Here is a 14,877-nt window from a genome sequence, read left to right on the forward strand (position 1 = left end):
CAGTGATCGCCGCGCGCGCGTTCGTCCGGTCATGACCGATGACGCCGCTCCTGAGATCCTCCGCTACGCCGCCTTCGCCACCGGCCCCGAGGGCGGCAACCCGGCCGGCGTGGTGCTCGACGCCACCGGGCTGACCGACGAGCGGATGCTCGCCGTCGCCGCCGAGGTCGGGTACTCCGAGACCGCCTTCCTCACCGCAGGCCCGGCCGAAGGTGCCTACCGCGTACGGTACTTCAGCCCGCTCGCCGAGGTGCCGTTCTGCGGCCACGCGACGGTCGGCTCCGCCGTCGCCCTGGCCGAGCGCACCGGCCCCGGGCAGTACGTCTTCGCGACCGCGGCCGGGGACGTCCCGGTCGAGGTCGAGCGAGGCGCCGACGGGCTGCTGCGCGCCACCCTCACCAGCGTCGAGCCGAAGGTCGAGGAGGTGCCGGCGGCCGACGTGGCGGAGGCGCTCGCCCTGCTCGGCTGGTCCGCCGCGGACCTCGACCCGGCCCTGCCGCCCCGGCTCGCGTACGCCGGCGCCCGGCACCTCGTCCTGGCGGTCGCCACCCGCGAGCGGCTGGCCCGGCTCGACTACGACTTCGACGGTCTCGCCGACCACATGCGCGCCCGCGACCTGACCACCCTGCAACTCGCCTGGCGGGAGGCCCCCGAGGTCTTCCACGTCCGTGACCCGTTCCCGGTCGGCGGCGTGGTCGAGGACCCGGCCACCGGCGCCGCCGCGGCCGCCTTCGGCGCCTACCTGCGGGACCTCGGCGCGGTGACGGCCCCGGCGGTGCTGACGCTCCACCAGGGCGACGACCTGGGCCGCCCGGGCCTGCTCCGGGTCGAACTGCGGGCCGACGACACCCGGGTACGGGTCTCGGGGACGGCGGTGGCCATCGGCTGACGCCGCCTCCGGGCCTCGGCACGGGGCTGCCGCAGGACCGCTCCCGCCGGCAGCCGTGCCTCGCCACCAGCGCCTTGCGGCCGTCCCGGGCGGCGGGCGCGGAAAATCGTTCGCGCCCGCCCGCCCTGGTGCGTGAAGCTACTCCGATGCAGCGAGCGAGCAACCGGACCGTGACGGTCGATCTCACGTACGGCGAGGAGTACTTCGGGCAGCTGGGCCCCTTCGAGGTGGAACTCGGCTGGTGGTCCTCGGTGGACGAGGTGGTCGCGCGGGCGACGGAAGCGGCCGGGGTTCCGGTGCTGGTGGCGCGGCTGGTCGACGGGCGGAGCGGGGAACCGGGCCACGGTGGGCGGGTCCGGTACCACGCCGAGGCGCTGGGCCGGCCGACCGGGATCGAGCCCGCGGCCTCGGACGAGGGGACGGCCGCGCTGCTCGGCCCCGCGGAGCACCGTGCCGCCTGGGCCACGCCCGACGGTCTGCGGGAGGCGCTGACCTGGGCGGAGGCGGAGCTGGCCGCCGTCGGCCGGCCGGTGGCCGCGCCCGCGCGGCAGATCCGGACCTGGAACCTCTCCGGCCTCTTCCGCCTGCCCACCTCCACCGGGGCCGACGCCTGGCTGAAGACCACGACGCCCGCGTTCAACGCCCACGAGGGCGAGATCATCGCGCTGCTCGGCAGCGTCGACCGCAGGCTCGTCCCGACCGTCCTCGCCGCCGACGCCCCGACGGGGCGGCTGCTGCTCGACCACGTACCCGGCGAGGACTGCTGGAGCCCGTCCGCCGGGACCGTCGCCGAGGTCGTCCCCCGGCTCGTCGCCGCCCAGGCGGCGCTCGCCGACCGCCCGGCCGACCTGGCCGGCCTGCGCGACCGCACGCCCCGTGCCCTGGCGGCCCGGCTGACGGACCGGCTGGACCGGCTCGCCGAGGAGACCGACCTGACGCCGGAGGAGCTGGAGCGCCTGGCCGGACTCGTCGCCGAGCTGCCCGGGCTGCTGGACCAACTCGCCGCCTGCGGCCTGCCGGAGACCCTGCTGCACGGCGACTTCCACCCCGGCAACTGGCGCTCCGACGGGGCGGGCACGGTGGTCGTCGACTACGCCGACTCCTGCCTCGGCCACCCGGCCCTGGACGGGCTGCGCCCCCGCGCCTACCTCGGCGAGGAGGCCTGGCGGCACCACGCCCGGGTCTGGACGGAGGCCTGGCTGCGGCACGCCCCCGGCTCCGACCCGGGGCGCGCCCTCGAACTCGCCGAGCCGTTCTACCACCTGTCCTACGCCCTGCGGTACCAGGAGTTCCTGGACCACATCGAGCCGAGCGAACGCCCGTACCACGAGGGCGACCCGGCCGCCGAGCTGCGCGCCCTGCTGGCCTGCCGGCCCGCGGACCGGCCGGGCGGCCCGGCGTAGACTGCCGGGGTGGAACGACCGACGCCGGCCCCCGGAGCCTCCGGGACTCCCGTCCTGCCCGAGCTGCCGTTGCAGGAGCTGGAGTGCTTCTCGGTCCTCGTCCACCAGTTGCACTTCGGGCGGACGGCGGAGCGCCTCGGGGTCTCGCAGGGGCGGGTGTCCCAGCTGATCAAGCGGCTGGAGAGCCGGGTCGGCGCCCAGGTGTTCCAACGGACCAGCCGCCGGGTCGAGTTGACCGCGCTGGGGCGGGCGCTGGCCGAGCAGGTGGTGCCCGCCTTCGACCGGCTGCGCGAGGGGTACGAGGCCGCCCGGGCCGGAGCCGCCACCGCCCGGCCGCTGCGGCTGGGCTTCCAGTGCGCGGTGTACGAGCCGGTGGCCCGGGTGATCGCGAGCCTGCCGGAGGGGACGGCGCGGCTGGTCGAACTGCCGTGGGCGGACCCGTTCTCGCACCTCGCCCGGGGTGAGGTCGACCTGGCCATCGTGCTCGCCCCGTGCCGGGAGCCGGGGCTGGAGGTGCTGCTGGAGTTCTCCCGGCAGCCGGTGTACGTGGCGTTCTCCGCGGCGCGCCGCCTCGGCGGGCCGGACGGGGTGAGCGCCGAGGAACTGGCCGCGCTGCCGCTGATCGAGCCGCGCGGCCCGGCGCCCGAGTACTGGCGGCGGGTGAACGCGCCCCGGCGGACGCCGGATGGGCGGGAGCTGAGCTACCCGGCGGGTGCGGCCACCGTCCAGGAGGGGTTGTCGATGGCAGCCAGCACCGGCCGGGGGCTGCTGTTGTGCGAGCGCAGCACGACGTACGTGCAGCGGCCGGACATCCGCTTCCTGCCGGTGCCCGAATTGCGGCCGACCACGCTGGAGGTGGTCGGGAACGAGCGGCGGCCGCACCGGCTGGCGGCGGAGTTCGTCGAGCTGCTGGCCCGGCACGTCGACTGAGCCCGGGGCTACACCGGCCGGTCGAGCCGCCGGTCGGGCTGCTGGCCGTGCTCGCCGTGCTGCCGGCCGGACGGCTGGTCGAGCCGCCGGTCGCGCGGCCGGGTGAGCAGGGTGAGCAGCAGCCCGACGGCCGCCAGCCCGGCCGCGGTGAACAGGACCGCGTGGGTCCCGGCCCGGTCGACGACCAGGCCGCCCGCGAAGGAGCCGAGCGCGATGCTCGCGTTGAACACGCCCGCCCAGACCGCCGCCGAGGCCTCGAACCGGGCGGGGTCGGCGGTGCGGACCCACGTCTGGGTGGAGACCGACACCCCGCCGTACGAGGCGCCCCAGACGACCAGGACGAGCAGCACGGCGACGACGCCGGTGGCGTACGCGAGCAGGGCGGCGGCCAGGGCGACGCCGCTGAGGGCGAGGGCGACGGCGGTCTTCGGGCGGCGCCCGGACAGCGGGCCGAGGGTGAAGTTCCCGGCGACGCCCGCGAGTCCGTACGCCAGTAGGCAGGCGGCGATCACACCGCTGCCGAGGCCCGCGCCGGCTTCGAGGACCGGGCGGACGTAGGTGTAGCCGGCGAACTGGCCGAGCACGACGAAGCCGGTGATCACGATCCCGGCGGCGACGCCCCGGTGGCGCAGGGCGTCGGCCAACCCTCCCAGCCGTCCGCGCTCGTGCGCGGGCAGCGCGGGCAGGGTGGCGGCGAGGACGGCGGCGGACCCGGCGCCGAGCAGGGCGAGCGCCCAGAACGCGGCGCGCCAGTCGAGCAGTGCGGCCAGGTAGGTGCCCAGCGGGACGCCGAGGACGGAGGCGATGGAGATGCCGGAGAAGATCAGCGTCATGGCGAGCGCGGTCCGCGGACCGTCGGCGAGGCGCGGGCCGATGCTCGCGGCGAGGCCCCAGACGATGCCCATGGCGACGCCGAGCAGGACGCGTCCGGCGGCCAGCGCGGCGAAGTTCGGCGCCAGCGCGGTCACCGCGTCGGCCAGGGCGAGCAGCAGCATGAAGGCGACCAGGACGGTCCGGCGGTCGCGCGGTCCGACGAGCAGCGGGGCGAAGGGGGAGAGGGCGGCGGCGATCAGGCCGGTGACGGTGAGGGAGAGGCCGGTGACCCCGTCGGTGACCCCGAGGCTGTGGGACATCGGGGTGAGCAGGCCGACCGGCATCATCTCGGAGGACACCACGGTGAAGGTGGCGAGCGCGACGGCGAGGACCGGGGACCAGCGGTGGCCGGCGGGTGAACCGGCGGGTGGGGCAAGGGTTTCGGCGTTCGTCATGCGGCCAGCTCACCAGCCGGCGAAAGGGCCGAACAAGATCGATGGGCTCATCGACCCATGAGCAGGGCTCATCGATCAGCCGACGTGCCGGGAGTTCCCGGTGGCGCCCACCGCCGTTGTCGCCGTCGTCGTCGGAGCGGGCTGGCGGGAGGACGGGAGGGCGGGCGGGCGCCACCGGGACGGACTCACTCCGCGGGGTCGATCCGGTAGCCGCCGCGGGCCGAGTGGAGGCTGAGCGCCTCCACCGGGCAGAAGTCCACCGCCTCGCTCAGCCCGTCCGTCAACTCCGCGCCGCCGTCCGCGTACTCGGCCAGCGGTGCGGCCAGCCCGTCGGCGCCCAGGACCAGCGAGTCGGGGGCGCTGCGGGCGCACATCCCGGAGCCGATGCAGCGGTCCCGGTCGACCCGGACGACCACCGGCTCGGTGTCCGCGCGGCCCGTCACCAGACCACCCGCAGGGCGTTCGGGCTGCGGGTGAGCAGGCCGCGCCGCCAGTCGATCAGCTCGACCGGGTCGGCCAGCCGCAGGGCGGGCAGCCGGCGGGCCAGCCGGTGCAGGGCGAGCTCCAGCTCCATCCGGGCCAGCCAGGCGCCCAGGCAGTGGTGCGGCCCGGCGCCGAAGGTGAGCGTGGGCGCGGCCAGCGGGGAGAACAGCTCGGTGCGCAGGTCCTGGGTGAAGACCGACGGGTCGTGGTTGGCGGCGGCGGCGTCGGCGGCGACCACGCTGCCGGCCGGGATGACCACGCCGCCGATCTCCACGTCCTCGACGGTGCGGCGCATCAGTCCGGGCATGTGCTCCTGGGCGTCGCCGAGCGGGACGGCGCGCAGCAGCTGCTCGGTCGCGGCGGCGGCGCCGGCCTCGTCGGAGGCGAGCCGCTGCCAGGCCTCGCGGCCGTCCTGGAGCAGGTAGACCAGGGCGTTGCCGAGGCTGGTCATGGTGGTCTCGTGGCCGGCCACGACCAGGCCGATGACCAGCAGGACGAGCTGGCCCTCGGTGATCGAGCCGTCCTCGTCGGCCGCCGCGAGCAGGCCGCTGACCAGGTCGTCGCCGGGGGCGGCCCGGCGTTCGGCGATCACCTCGGCGCCGAAGGCGGCGAACTCGGTCATCGCGGCGACGATCGCGTCGGCGCTGTGGGCGGTGGTGGAGAGCGCGTGGTCGCTCCAGTGCGCGAGCCGCTTGCCGTCCAGGTTGTCCAGGCCCATCAGGCGGCTGATCACCGCGACCGGCAGCGGGCGGGTGTAGCCGGCGACGACGTCGGCGGGGGAGCCGTGGTCGATCAGCTCGTCGATCAGCGCCTCGACCACGGAGGCCACCCAGGGCCGCCAGCGTTCGATCGCGCGCGGGGTGAAGGCCCGCTGCACGGTGCGGCGCAGCCGCTGGTGCTCGACGCCGTCGATGTTCAGCATGCTCTGCGGGTCGTCCAGGATGTTGGGCGTGACCGTGATCGGCGGGGCGTCCGGCGCGTAGAGCGGGGCGCGGCCCAGCCGCGGGTCGGTCAGCACCTGGCGCACGTCGGCGTGCCGGCTGACCAGCCAGACCGGCGTGCCGGTGGGCAGCGCGGCCAGGCGGGGCGGGCCGGGTTCGAGCTGGCGCATGCAGTGCAGCGGGGGGAGCGGGGCGGTGCCGGCGCTGGTCGCACTGTTCTCGGTGGACATCCGTACTCCAGACTCCAGGACGGTGGGCCGCGGGGCGCGGCCCGACGGGGGGTGGATCCGGGGATGGTGCGGGGGACGGGTGGTGCGGCCGGCTGGCGGCTCGACACGGGCCGGGGTTCGGTCGGGCTCCTACGGGGGTGTGGCGCGAAATGTGCGGGGGCGCACGGTCGGTACGCATCCGGCGCGGCCGGCGCACGGTCGCGCGCCGACGGGTGGGGCGGGTGTGCTGAGCGTGGTCGCGTGGACCGTCTCAGCTACGACCGTACGTGGGCGGCGGGCCGCCCGTCTGCGGCACTTTGAGCCAACGCCGGTGCTTTCCGGGCACTTCGAGGCGCGCTGACAGGCGCTCAACGCGACCCGCGCGCCCCCGCCCGTACGGCCGCGCCGGACCCTCGGCGGGTACGCCCCGCCGGAGCCCGGCCCGGACGGGCGATACGCTTCGTGGGCAGTACGTCTCGCAGTCTTTTGTCGCAGGTCACGCCGGTGCAGAGCCGCACCGGCCGACGGAGGTGGAATCGGATGCCCCAGCAGGTCAAGGCAGTCATCGCGCGCGCCAAGGGCGCGCCCGTGGAGGTGACCACGATCGTGGTGCCGGACCCTGGCCCGGGCGAGGCGGTGGTCCGGATCCAGGCGTGCGGCGTCTGCCACACCGACCTCCACTACCGGGAGGGCGGCATCAACGACGAGTTCCCGTTCCTGCTCGGCCACGAGGCCGCGGGCATCGTGGAGTCGGTCGGCGAGGGCGTCACCGAGGTCGGGCCCGGTGACTTCGTGGTCCTCAACTGGCGCGCGGTGTGCGGCCAGTGCCGCGCGTGCGAGCGGGGCCGCCCGCAGTACTGCTTCGACACCCACAACGCGAAGCAGCGGATGACGCTGCTGGACGGCACCGAGCTGTCCCCGGCGCTGGGCATCGGCGCGTTCGCCGAGAAGACCCTGGTCGCGGCCGGCCAGTGCACCAAGGTCGACCCGGCCGCCGAGCCGGCCGTCGCCGGCCTGCTCGGCTGCGGCGTGATGGCCGGCCTCGGCGCCGCGATCAACACCGGCAACGTCGGCCGGGGCGACTCGGTCGCGGTGATCGGCTGCGGCGGCGTCGGCGGCGCGGCCGTGATGGGCTCCCGGCTGGCCGGCGCCGCGAAGATCATCGCGGTGGACATCGACGACCGCAAGCTGGAGACCGCCCGCCGGCTTGGCGCCACCCACACCGTCAACTCCCGCACCACCGACCCGGTCGAGGCGATCCGCGAGCTGACCGGCGGCAACGGCGCGGACGTGGTGGTCGAGGCGGTCGGCCGGCCGGAGACCTACAAGCAGGCCTTCTACGCCCGTGACCTGGCCGGCACCGTCGTCCTGGTCGGCGTACCGACCCCGGAGATGACGCTGGAGCTGCCGCTGCTCGACGTCTTCGGGCGCGGCGGCGCGCTGAAGTCCTCCTGGTACGGCGACTGCCTGCCCTCGCGGGACTTCCCGATGCTGATCGACCTCCACCTCCAGGGCCGCCTGGACCTCGGCGCCTTCGTCACCGAGACCATCGAGCTCGACCAGGTGGAGCAGGCCTTCGAGCGGATGCACCAGGGCGACGTGCTGCGTTCGGTGGTGGTCCTGTGAGCGAGGGGACGCGCATCGACCGGCTGGTGACCGCTGGGACCTTCGAACTCGACGGCGGCAGCTGGGAGGTGGAGAACAACGTCTGGATCGTCGGGAACGACGAGGAGGCGGTGGTGATCGACGCCGCGCACGACGCCGAGGCCATCGAGGCCGCGCTCGGCGGGCGCAGGCTGCTGGCGATCGTCTCCACCCACGCGCACAACGACCACATCGACGCGGCCCCGGCGCTCGCCGCCCGCACCGGTGCGCCGATCCTGCTGCACCCGGACGACCTGCCGCTGTGGAAGCTCACCCACCCCGAGCGGCTGCCGGACGGCGAACTGGCCGACGGCCAGCGGATCGAGGTGGCCGGCACCGAGCTGACCGTGCTGCACACCCCGGGCCACGCGCCGGGCGCGGTCTGCCTGTACGCGCCCGCGCTGGGCACCGTCTTCACCGGCGACACCCTCTTCCAGGGCGGCCCGGGCGCCACCGGCCGGTCCTTCTCGCACTTCCCGACGATCGTCGACTCGATCCGCGAGCGGCTGCTGACGCTCCCGGCCGAGACCGTGGTGCGCACCGGCCACGGCGACCCGACGACCATCGGCGCCGAGGCCCCGGCCCTGCCGGAGTGGATCGCGCGCGGGCACTGACGCCGTACCGCCACGGCCCCCGGGGAACGGTGGTTCCCCGGGGGCCGTACCATCCGATCATGGCCCACGACCCGCGCGACCTCGACGAATCGTTCCTCGCCTTCTGGCGGGAGCGGCACATCTCCACGCTGACCACCACCCGCCCGGACGGTACGCCGCACGTGGTGCCGGTCGGTGTGACGTACCAGCCGGAGACGGGGACCGCCCGGGTGATCACCAGCCGCACCAGCCGCAAGGCCCGCAACGTCGCCGAGGCCGGGCCCGCGGGCCTGCGGGTCGCGGTCTGCCAGGTGGACCGGGCCCGCTGGTCGACCCTGGAGGGCGTGGCCGTCGTCCGTGACGAGCCCGAGCAGGTCGCCGAGGCGGAGCGCCGCTACGCCGAGCGCTACCGCGAGCCGCGGGTCAACCCGGACCGGGTGGTCATCGAGATCACCGTCGACCGCGTCCTCGGCCGGGCCTGAGCGTCAGTACCGGGCGTCGGTGGGGTCGATGGTGAGCTCGGTGACCCGGGCGTGCCCGGGCCGGCTCATCGCCCAATCGACGGCGGCCGCCACGTCCTCGGCGAGCAGCGGGTGGTACGGCCAGTCGGTGACCTCGTGGACGCGCGGGGTCGCGGCCCCGGCGAGCACCGAGGCGAACTCGGTGTTGGTGGCGCCGGGGGAGATCAGGCAGATCCGGCAGCCGCCGGCCGGCCGTTCCTCCTCGGCGAGCGAGCGGACGAAGCCGGCCAGTCCGTGCTTGGTCGCGGCATAGGCCGCGTAGCCGGGCGAGGGCCGGGTGCCGAACAGGGAGCCGATCAGGACTAGGTCCCCGCCGGTGGCGTCCAGTTCGGGCAGCAGCCGACGCGTGACGACCATCGGGGCGAGCAGGTTGACCCGCAGCTGGGACTCCCACGGCGCGCAGTCCGCCTCCCGCACCGGGCCGTGGCCGCGGCCGTGCCCGGCCGCCAGGACCGCGCCGGACAGCGGACCCGGCAGGGCCGCGAGGACGTCCGTCAGCGCGTCGGACAGCTCGTCGGTGCGCTCCAGGTCGAGCGGCACCGCCACGGCGGCGGTGCCGTGCCCGGCGGACAGCTCCGCGGCCAGCGCCTTCAGGCGGTCCTCGCGCCGGGCGATCAGCACCAGGTCGTGTCCGCGGGCGGCGAGCCGGCGCGCGGTGGCCGCTCCGATGCCGCTGCTCGCTCCGGTGACGAGCACGGTTCCCGTTGTGCCGGGCATGCGTCCTCCTGCTTCCTCGGTGACGGGCTCGGGGGTCTTCTTCCGCTCGGGCCTCAGGACTTCTTCGCCTCGGCCGCCCGCTCGATCCCGGCGAGCATGTCGCGCGGGAACCAGAGGCTGCTCGCGCCCGCCAGGGCGACGGCCGCGGCCCCGACCAGCACCGGCACGATGCCGACCCGGGAGGCGAGCCAGCCGCCGACGAAGGCGCCGACCGGCAGGGTGGCGGTCAGCACGGCCCCCAGGAAGGCGTTGACCCGGCCCAGCAGGTGGGCGGGGGTGACGAGTTGACGTCCGGTGGTCATGGCGATCGACCAGACGGTGGCCAGCAGCCCGAACAGCAGCTGGTACAGGACCAGCACCGGGAAGGGCAGGCCGAGGGAGGCCGCCGGGATGAGGAACAGGGCGGCCCCGGCGCCGACGGCGCACAGCCGGATGGCCCGGGCCATGCCCAGCGCCCGGGTGACGGAGATCGCGGCCAGCACCCCGGTGCCCATGCCGACGGCGTACGCGGCGTAGACCGTGCCGAGCTGCCACGGGGGCAGTTGCAGCTCCTGGTCGGCGTACAGGACGAACAGCCCGCCGCCGGCCCCGCCGCCGAGGTTGAGCCCGGCCGCGGCCAGCGCCTGGCGGCGCAGCAGGGTCTCGCGCCGGATGACCGCGAGGCCCTCCTTCAGCGCCTCGACGCGGGAGCGCGCACCGCTGCCCGACTCCTGCGAGGACCGGTTCAGCGCGGCGGGCAGCGCGAGGAACAGGGCCCCGCCGACGAGGTAGGCGGCGCACTCGACCAGCAGCGCCGGGGCCGGGTCGATCACGCCGATCAGGACGCCGCCGAGCGCCGGACCGCCGATCAGGCCGATGGTCCGGGCCCCGGTGAGCGAGGAGTTGGCCGGCAGCAGGCGTTCCGTGGGCACCACGCGGGGCAGACAGGACTGCAGCGCGACGCTCTGGGCGGAGCTCAGCGCCCCGGAGGCGGCGGCCGCGGCGAACAGGTGTGGCCAGGTCAGGCCGTCCAGCGCCGCCGCGAGCGGCACGCTGCCGATGGCGGGTACCTGCAACCAAGAGACCGAGACCAGCATCCGCCGCAGCCGGGCCCGGTCGACGGCGACGCCGATCAGCGGGCTGAGCAGGACGCCGGGCAGGTAGGTCATCGCCATCAGCGCCGAGGAGCCCAGCGGGCCGGCGTGCAGGTGGGCGATGGCCAGCAGCGGCAGCGCCAGCGCGGTGACCTGCCGTCCCACCGAGCTGGTCATCTGCTCGGTGACCAGCAGCAGCAACGGCCGGTGCCGGCGCAGCGGTACGGCTTCCGGGGCCGGGGGCGGCGTCGCGGGAGGGCCGGACTCCGCGGGTACGGACGACTCCTCGGCCGTGGAAGATCCCATGTATCAGACTCCTGTGTCGGGCACGGTCCAGTGGCGGATGCGTGGAGGCAGTGTCACCGCCCAGCCCCGGGTGACGAGCACCAGTCCCTCGGACGCCAGGACGGACACCGCCTCACGGCCCGTACCGCTGAGGTCGTCCAGGGCGGTGGGGGTCAGGCAGGTCCGGAAGGTGGCCACCAGGTCGGGGTGGTCCAGGGCGAAGCGGGCCGAGGCGTCCGGGTCCCGGCGGTCCCTGACCTGGAGGAAGCCAGGGCCCTGCCGGTAGTAGAACCGCCCGTACGCGTACGCGGCACGCCAGTCGGCCAGGGCCCGTTCGGCCGCCGCGTTCTCCGAGTCCCCGGACGAGCCCCCGGACGCGCCGGCGGGCGGCGGCAGGTGGTGCAGGTGGTGGAGGGCGAAGTCGGCGGCCGCCGGCTCGTGCAGCACCGGGTCGTCCGGCGCCAGGGACCAGTGCACCGGCAGGACGTGGCTCTGGCACTCGCGCAGCAGCCGGACGGCCTCGGCGGCGGTCCGCCCGCCCGCGCCGAGCGGGACCGGCTCGGTGAGGACGACCAGCCGGCCGTCCAGCCGGTACGGCAGCACGTCCGGCAGCTCCGGCCGGTCCGGCGCGGCCAGGGAGGGCTTGGCGATCGGCATCACGCCACCTCCTCGGGGGTGGGCACGGCGGCGAGGAGCGGGGCGTCCAGGCCGGGGGCGCGGACCGGCACCGCCCGGGTGGGCAGCGCGACCAGGGTGTCGCCGTCCTTGAACACCAGTCCGTGCGCCAGGAGTTCACGTCCCCAGGCGGTGAGTTCGGCCAGAGGGACCTGGTGCCCGGCCTCGGCCAGGCGGCGGTGCAGGGCGGGGATCGTCCGGCCGTGGTCCAGTTCGCGGAACGCGGCGGCCCGCCAGTGGGTCAGCCGGTGGGTGCGCCGCGGCCAGCCCTCGCGTTCGTCGTGGACGAGCAGGTCGCCGTCCTCGCCGCCGTCGCCGTCCGCGGCCGGTTCGAGCAGGAGCCGGGAGGACGGGTAGGCCTCCGTCCAGCGGTCGATCTCCTCCACCAGCCGCCGTTCCAGCTCGCCCTGGATGCCGGTGGCCGGGGCGTCGAACAGGTAGACCAGGTCCTCCAGTTCCTCCCGCGGCAGCTGGTAGACGTGCTGGTAGATGTCGGCGGGGCGGCGCTCGGTGAATCCCAGCGCGGGGTTGGTGAAGTGCGGGCTGAACCGCTCCAGGGCGATGCGGGTGGCACCGCCCGGGGGCTGGAGGTGGCGCAGGGCCGGCATCTGGTCGATGATCTCCGTGTAGTCCTCGTCGTGCTCGCCCGGGAACCCGTAGAGGTAGTTCCAGACGCAGGTGAGCGCGTGGTTCTCGCACTCCCGCATGGTACGGACGTTGCGGGCGCCGGTGACCCCCTTGTCCATCAGGCCGAGCACCCGGCTGTTCAGGCTCTCGATGCCGGGCTGGACGTGGGTGACCCGGGCGCGGCCCAGCAGGGCGATCTGCTCCTGGCTGAGGTTCGACTTCACCTCGTAGTGGATGCGCAGGTCCCACTCGCTCTCGGCGGCCCGTGGCAGGAAGTCACGGAAGTAGTCCATGCTGATGATGTTGTCGACCGTGATGACGTCGAGCAACTTGTGCCGGTGGACGAGCCGTTCGATCTCGGACCAGAGCTGCTCGCCGCTCTTGGAGCGGAACTCCATCAGGCTGCCGTTGAGCCCGCAGAAGGTGCAGTGGTGCTTCTCGCCCCACCAGCAGCCCCGGGCGCCCTCCACCACGAGCTTGGGTTCGACGAACTCGGCCACCGGGGAGGCGTCGAAGGACTCCTGCCAGGCGTCGAAGTCGGGGCTGGGCAGCAGCCCGATCGGCACGGTGCCCTTGGCCTCCCGGTTGGCGCGCGAGGTGTCGCCGTCCCACCAGCAGACCCCGGGGACGTCCGCGGGGGCGGTGCCGCGCTCGAGGTGGGCGAGCAGCGCCGGGAAGGCCCGCTCGGCCTCGCCGCGCACGACGTGGTCCAGGAAGCGGTGGTTGCGGTGCAGGGCGTGGCCCATGACGCTGTCGCAGTTGCTGCCGCCCAGCACGGTGACGACCTCGGGCCGCAGCCGCTTGATCTCCCGGGCGAGGGCCAGCGACGGCACGTTCTGCAGGAAGGTGGTGGTCATGCCGACCACGTCGGGGTTCCCGGCGAGCACCTCGCGGGCGGCCTCGGCGATGAACCCGGCGGCGTGCGGCCGCATCCGCAGCAGGCTGTCGATCGACGACCCGGTGCGCTCCGCGTACGCGGTCAGCTGCTCGGTGCCCCAGTGCTCGTCGTCGTACAGGCAGCCCGAGAAGACCCAGTCGCCGAAGCCGTCGAACACCTGGTCGTCGGCGACGGTCATGTACTCCGTCGGGGTCAGTTCGCCGTCGCTGTGCTCCAGCAGGTACTCGGCCCAGCGCAGCCACCCGTGGTACTCGGTGACCTCGTCGGCCGGCCGTTCCCGGGTGACGAGCGCGTGCAGGAGACCGACCTGGAGCGACGGCATCTCCAGGGCCTGCCACGGCATGGAGACGAGCGCGATACGCATTCCCTGGCCTTTCGGACTCTCTCGGACAGTGGAGAGGCGGCCGTACCACCGGGGGTACGGCCGCCTCGGTACGGAACTCGCGCTTACTTGGCGGCGCGGCGTGTGCTCACGCTGTACTTGTTGGCCGCCTTGGTCTCAGCGCGGACGGCAACCTTCTTGATCTCCATCACACCTCCATGTGTTCTCGCGGGGATTTGCGGCGCCGGGACAGTTCTTGCCGGTCGTCCCGGACGTTCAGGAGCACCCGCATGCGGGTGGCGTGCCGTGCCCGGAGCCAGGCGGCGACACGGGGCGCCGGCGTACCGGGCAGCAGCCGGTGCACCAGCGCGGACAGCTTGTCCACGTCGTTGTGCTTCAGCACCACCTGTTCGGCGGCGAGCAGCGACTCGGCGGGCAGGCGGCGCAGTCGGTCCGCGCCGGGTCCGTGGGTGAGGTAGGCCATGCCGAGCGCGACGTGGCGGGACTCGTCCCGGCGCACCAGCCGGTACACCTCGCCCAGGCCGTCCCCGCGCAGGCCCTCGTCGAACCAGCGGAACTCGTCGGCGGCGAAGCCCTCGGCCAGGGTGTGGGCCAGGAAGCGGGCGGTGTAGTCGTCCAGCGACCACAGGTCGTGCGACAGCTCCTCGACGGCGTCCCCCGGGTCCTTGACCGACCCGGCGACGGCGTGCGCGTAGCGGTGGAAGACGGCCGAGTGCTTGGCCTCGTCGGCCACCGCGGTGGCGAGCACCAGCTTCATGTCGCCCTCGGGGCAGGCGTGCAGCAGACCGGCCGCCACGTCCATGCCGACCTGTTCGGCGTAGGTGCTGCCGCTGGCGATCAGCCAGGAGAGCTCGGAGGGCGGGGCTTGGTCGGTGCGGTCCCGCAGGGCCCGGTGGACCACCTCGGCCGGCTCCCAGTCGTGCGAGCGGGCGTCGCGGATGAAGCGGTGGTGCAGGTCGGGGACGCCGCGGGCGCGGTAGCGGGCGACGCCCGGCGGGCGCGGTCCGCCCGGAGCACCTTCGGTCCCTGCCATCCCTCACCCCGTTGCCGCCGAGCCGACCGCTGTCATGTCCGGGGAAGCAAAACACGGCGGCTCCGATTGTTCGAACGTTTTCGTCGCTCCGTCCCCGCAAACGCGCCAAGATCCCGGGCGCGGACGCTCCTTCCGCGGCGCGCCGGATGATCCACGGATGACCAGCGCGGATCACCGGCGGACGGGCCGACGGAACGGTCGGTCCCGGTGGGTTCAGGTCGGCCCGGAGGATGGCCGAAACCTGACCCGTGATCAGCTGTTCACCAGCACACCGCCGGTGGGCCACCTATCGTGTCTGCGCCATGCATCGGTCAGGGGGGCGCACCGGCTGACGGGGCCCCTCAC

The 14,877-nt window shown here is 74.7% G+C and carries 14 protein-coding genes; 6 read left to right on the plus strand and 8 right to left on the minus strand.

All coding sequences use genetic code 11. From position 1 onward, the window contains the following. Positions 1–31: 31 nt before the first annotated feature. From ACZ7RU_RS14550 to ACZ7RU_RS14560, 3 genes are all read left to right on the plus strand, one after another. Positions 32–889: a PhzF family phenazine biosynthesis protein gene (locus ACZ7RU_RS14550; RefSeq protein ID WP_470341273.1), complete on the plus strand. Its 858-nt coding sequence runs from the start codon at positions 32–34 to the stop codon at positions 887–889. A gap of 146 nt (positions 890–1,035) precedes the next feature. Further along, a complete protein-coding gene (locus tag ACZ7RU_RS14555) occupies positions 1,036–2,292 on the plus strand; it encodes a phosphotransferase family protein (protein ID WP_470341274.1) in 1,257 nt (418 codons plus the stop codon). A 9-nt stretch (positions 2,293–2,301) separates the two neighbouring features. Then, positions 2,302–3,222, plus strand: coding sequence for a LysR family transcriptional regulator (locus tag ACZ7RU_RS14560; protein WP_470341275.1), 921 nt, complete (start codon positions 2,302–2,304; stop codon positions 3,220–3,222). 8 nt (positions 3,223–3,230) lie between these two features. Here ACZ7RU_RS14560 and ACZ7RU_RS14565 read toward each other — a convergent pair whose 3' ends face one another. The 3 genes from ACZ7RU_RS14565 to ACZ7RU_RS14575 all read right to left on the minus strand — a co-directional run bounded on the left by ACZ7RU_RS14565 (position 3,231) and on the right by ACZ7RU_RS14575 (position 6,144). Then, on the minus strand, positions 3,231–4,490 hold the full coding sequence (locus ACZ7RU_RS14565; RefSeq protein WP_470341276.1) for an MFS transporter: 1,260 nt from the start codon (positions 4,488–4,490) through the stop codon (positions 3,231–3,233). Between the two features lie 185 nt (positions 4,491–4,675). Continuing rightward, positions 4,676–4,933 (minus strand): ferredoxin, encoded by a 258-nt coding sequence (locus ACZ7RU_RS14570; RefSeq protein ID WP_470341277.1) that lies wholly within the window; start codon positions 4,931–4,933, stop codon positions 4,676–4,678. Continuing rightward, positions 4,930–6,144, minus strand: coding sequence for a cytochrome P450 (locus ACZ7RU_RS14575; RefSeq protein WP_470341278.1), 1,215 nt, complete (start codon positions 6,142–6,144; stop codon positions 4,930–4,932). The genes ACZ7RU_RS14570 and ACZ7RU_RS14575 overlap by 4 nt, the downstream gene beginning before the upstream one ends. A 519-nt stretch (positions 6,145–6,663) precedes the next feature. Here ACZ7RU_RS14575 and ACZ7RU_RS14580 point away from each other — a divergent pair. The 3 genes from ACZ7RU_RS14580 to ACZ7RU_RS14590 are packed head-to-tail and all read left to right on the plus strand — an operon-like array spanning position 6,664 to position 8,842. Then, positions 6,664–7,749 (plus strand): S-(hydroxymethyl)mycothiol dehydrogenase, encoded by a 1,086-nt coding sequence (locus tag ACZ7RU_RS14580; protein WP_470341279.1) that lies wholly within the window; start codon positions 6,664–6,666, stop codon positions 7,747–7,749. Continuing rightward, the gene (locus ACZ7RU_RS14585) at positions 7,746–8,381 is read left to right on the plus strand and encodes an MBL fold metallo-hydrolase (RefSeq protein ID WP_470341280.1); all 636 of its coding nucleotides are present in this window, start codon (positions 7,746–7,748) and stop codon (positions 8,379–8,381) included. The genes ACZ7RU_RS14580 and ACZ7RU_RS14585 overlap by 4 nt, the downstream gene beginning before the upstream one ends. A gap of 59 nt (positions 8,382–8,440) precedes the next feature. After that, positions 8,441–8,842 carry a pyridoxamine 5'-phosphate oxidase family protein gene (locus tag ACZ7RU_RS14590; RefSeq protein WP_470341281.1) on the plus strand — a complete coding sequence of 134 codons (402 nt, stop codon included), beginning with the start codon at positions 8,441–8,443 and terminating at the stop codon, positions 8,840–8,842. Positions 8,843–8,845: 3 nt separating this feature from the next. Here the strand turns inward: ACZ7RU_RS14590 and ACZ7RU_RS14595 are convergent, their stop codons facing one another. From ACZ7RU_RS14595 to ACZ7RU_RS14615, 5 genes are all read right to left on the minus strand, one after another. Continuing rightward, positions 8,846–9,598, minus strand: a complete 753-nt coding sequence (locus tag ACZ7RU_RS14595; protein WP_470341282.1) for an SDR family oxidoreductase — start codon at positions 9,596–9,598, stop codon at positions 8,846–8,848. Positions 9,599–9,651: 53 nt separating this feature from the next. Next, positions 9,652–10,977 carry an MFS transporter gene (locus ACZ7RU_RS14600; RefSeq protein WP_470341283.1) on the minus strand — a complete coding sequence of 442 codons (1,326 nt, stop codon included), beginning with the start codon at positions 10,975–10,977 and terminating at the stop codon, positions 9,652–9,654. 3 nt (positions 10,978–10,980) lie between these two features. Beyond that, the gene (locus ACZ7RU_RS14605; protein WP_470341284.1) at positions 10,981–11,613 is read right to left on the minus strand and encodes a DUF5825 family protein; all 633 of its coding nucleotides are present in this window, start codon (positions 11,611–11,613) and stop codon (positions 10,981–10,983) included. Next, positions 11,613–13,520, minus strand: a complete 1,908-nt coding sequence (locus ACZ7RU_RS14610; RefSeq protein WP_470341285.1) for a RiPP maturation radical SAM C-methyltransferase — start codon at positions 13,518–13,520, stop codon at positions 11,613–11,615. Before ACZ7RU_RS14610 ends, ACZ7RU_RS14605 begins: the two co-directional genes overlap by 1 nt. 166 nt (positions 13,521–13,686) lie before the next feature. After that, complete coding sequence (locus ACZ7RU_RS14615) at positions 13,687–14,532, minus strand: hypothetical protein (protein WP_470341286.1); 846 nt, start codon at positions 14,530–14,532, stop codon at positions 13,687–13,689. Between the last annotated feature and the right edge of the window lie 345 nt (positions 14,533–14,877).

This window comes from Kitasatospora sp. NPDC114501 (assembly GCF_055633695.1).

What these genes read in the sequence shown, in the direction of transcription:
- ACZ7RU_RS14615 (WP_470341286.1), bottom strand. Translation starts at nt 14,532, where the DNA reads ATGGCAGGGACCGAAGGTGCTCCGGGCGGACCGCGCCCGCCGGGCGTC.
- ACZ7RU_RS14575 (WP_470341278.1), bottom strand. Translation starts at nt 6,144, where the DNA reads ATGTCCACCGAGAACAGTGCGACCAGCGCCGGCACCGCCCCGCTCCCC.
- ACZ7RU_RS14550 (WP_470341273.1), top strand. Translation starts at nt 32, where the DNA reads ATGACCGATGACGCCGCTCCTGAGATCCTCCGCTACGCCGCCTTCGCC.
- ACZ7RU_RS14610 (WP_470341285.1), bottom strand. Translation starts at nt 13,520, where the DNA reads ATGCGTATCGCGCTCGTCTCCATGCCGTGGCAGGCCCTGGAGATGCCG.
- ACZ7RU_RS14600 (WP_470341283.1), bottom strand. Translation starts at nt 10,977, where the DNA reads ATGGGATCTTCCACGGCCGAGGAGTCGTCCGTACCCGCGGAGTCCGGC.
- ACZ7RU_RS14590 (WP_470341281.1), top strand. Translation starts at nt 8,441, where the DNA reads ATGGCCCACGACCCGCGCGACCTCGACGAATCGTTCCTCGCCTTCTGG.
- ACZ7RU_RS14605 (WP_470341284.1), bottom strand. Translation starts at nt 11,613, where the DNA reads ATGCCGATCGCCAAGCCCTCCCTGGCCGCGCCGGACCGGCCGGAGCTG.
- ACZ7RU_RS14580 (WP_470341279.1), top strand. Translation starts at nt 6,664, where the DNA reads ATGCCCCAGCAGGTCAAGGCAGTCATCGCGCGCGCCAAGGGCGCGCCC.
- ACZ7RU_RS14565 (WP_470341276.1), bottom strand. Translation starts at nt 4,490, where the DNA reads ATGACGAACGCCGAAACCCTTGCCCCACCCGCCGGTTCACCCGCCGGC.
- ACZ7RU_RS14595 (WP_470341282.1), bottom strand. Translation starts at nt 9,598, where the DNA reads ATGCCCGGCACAACGGGAACCGTGCTCGTCACCGGAGCGAGCAGCGGC.
- ACZ7RU_RS14555 (WP_470341274.1), top strand. Translation starts at nt 1,036, where the DNA reads ATGCAGCGAGCGAGCAACCGGACCGTGACGGTCGATCTCACGTACGGC.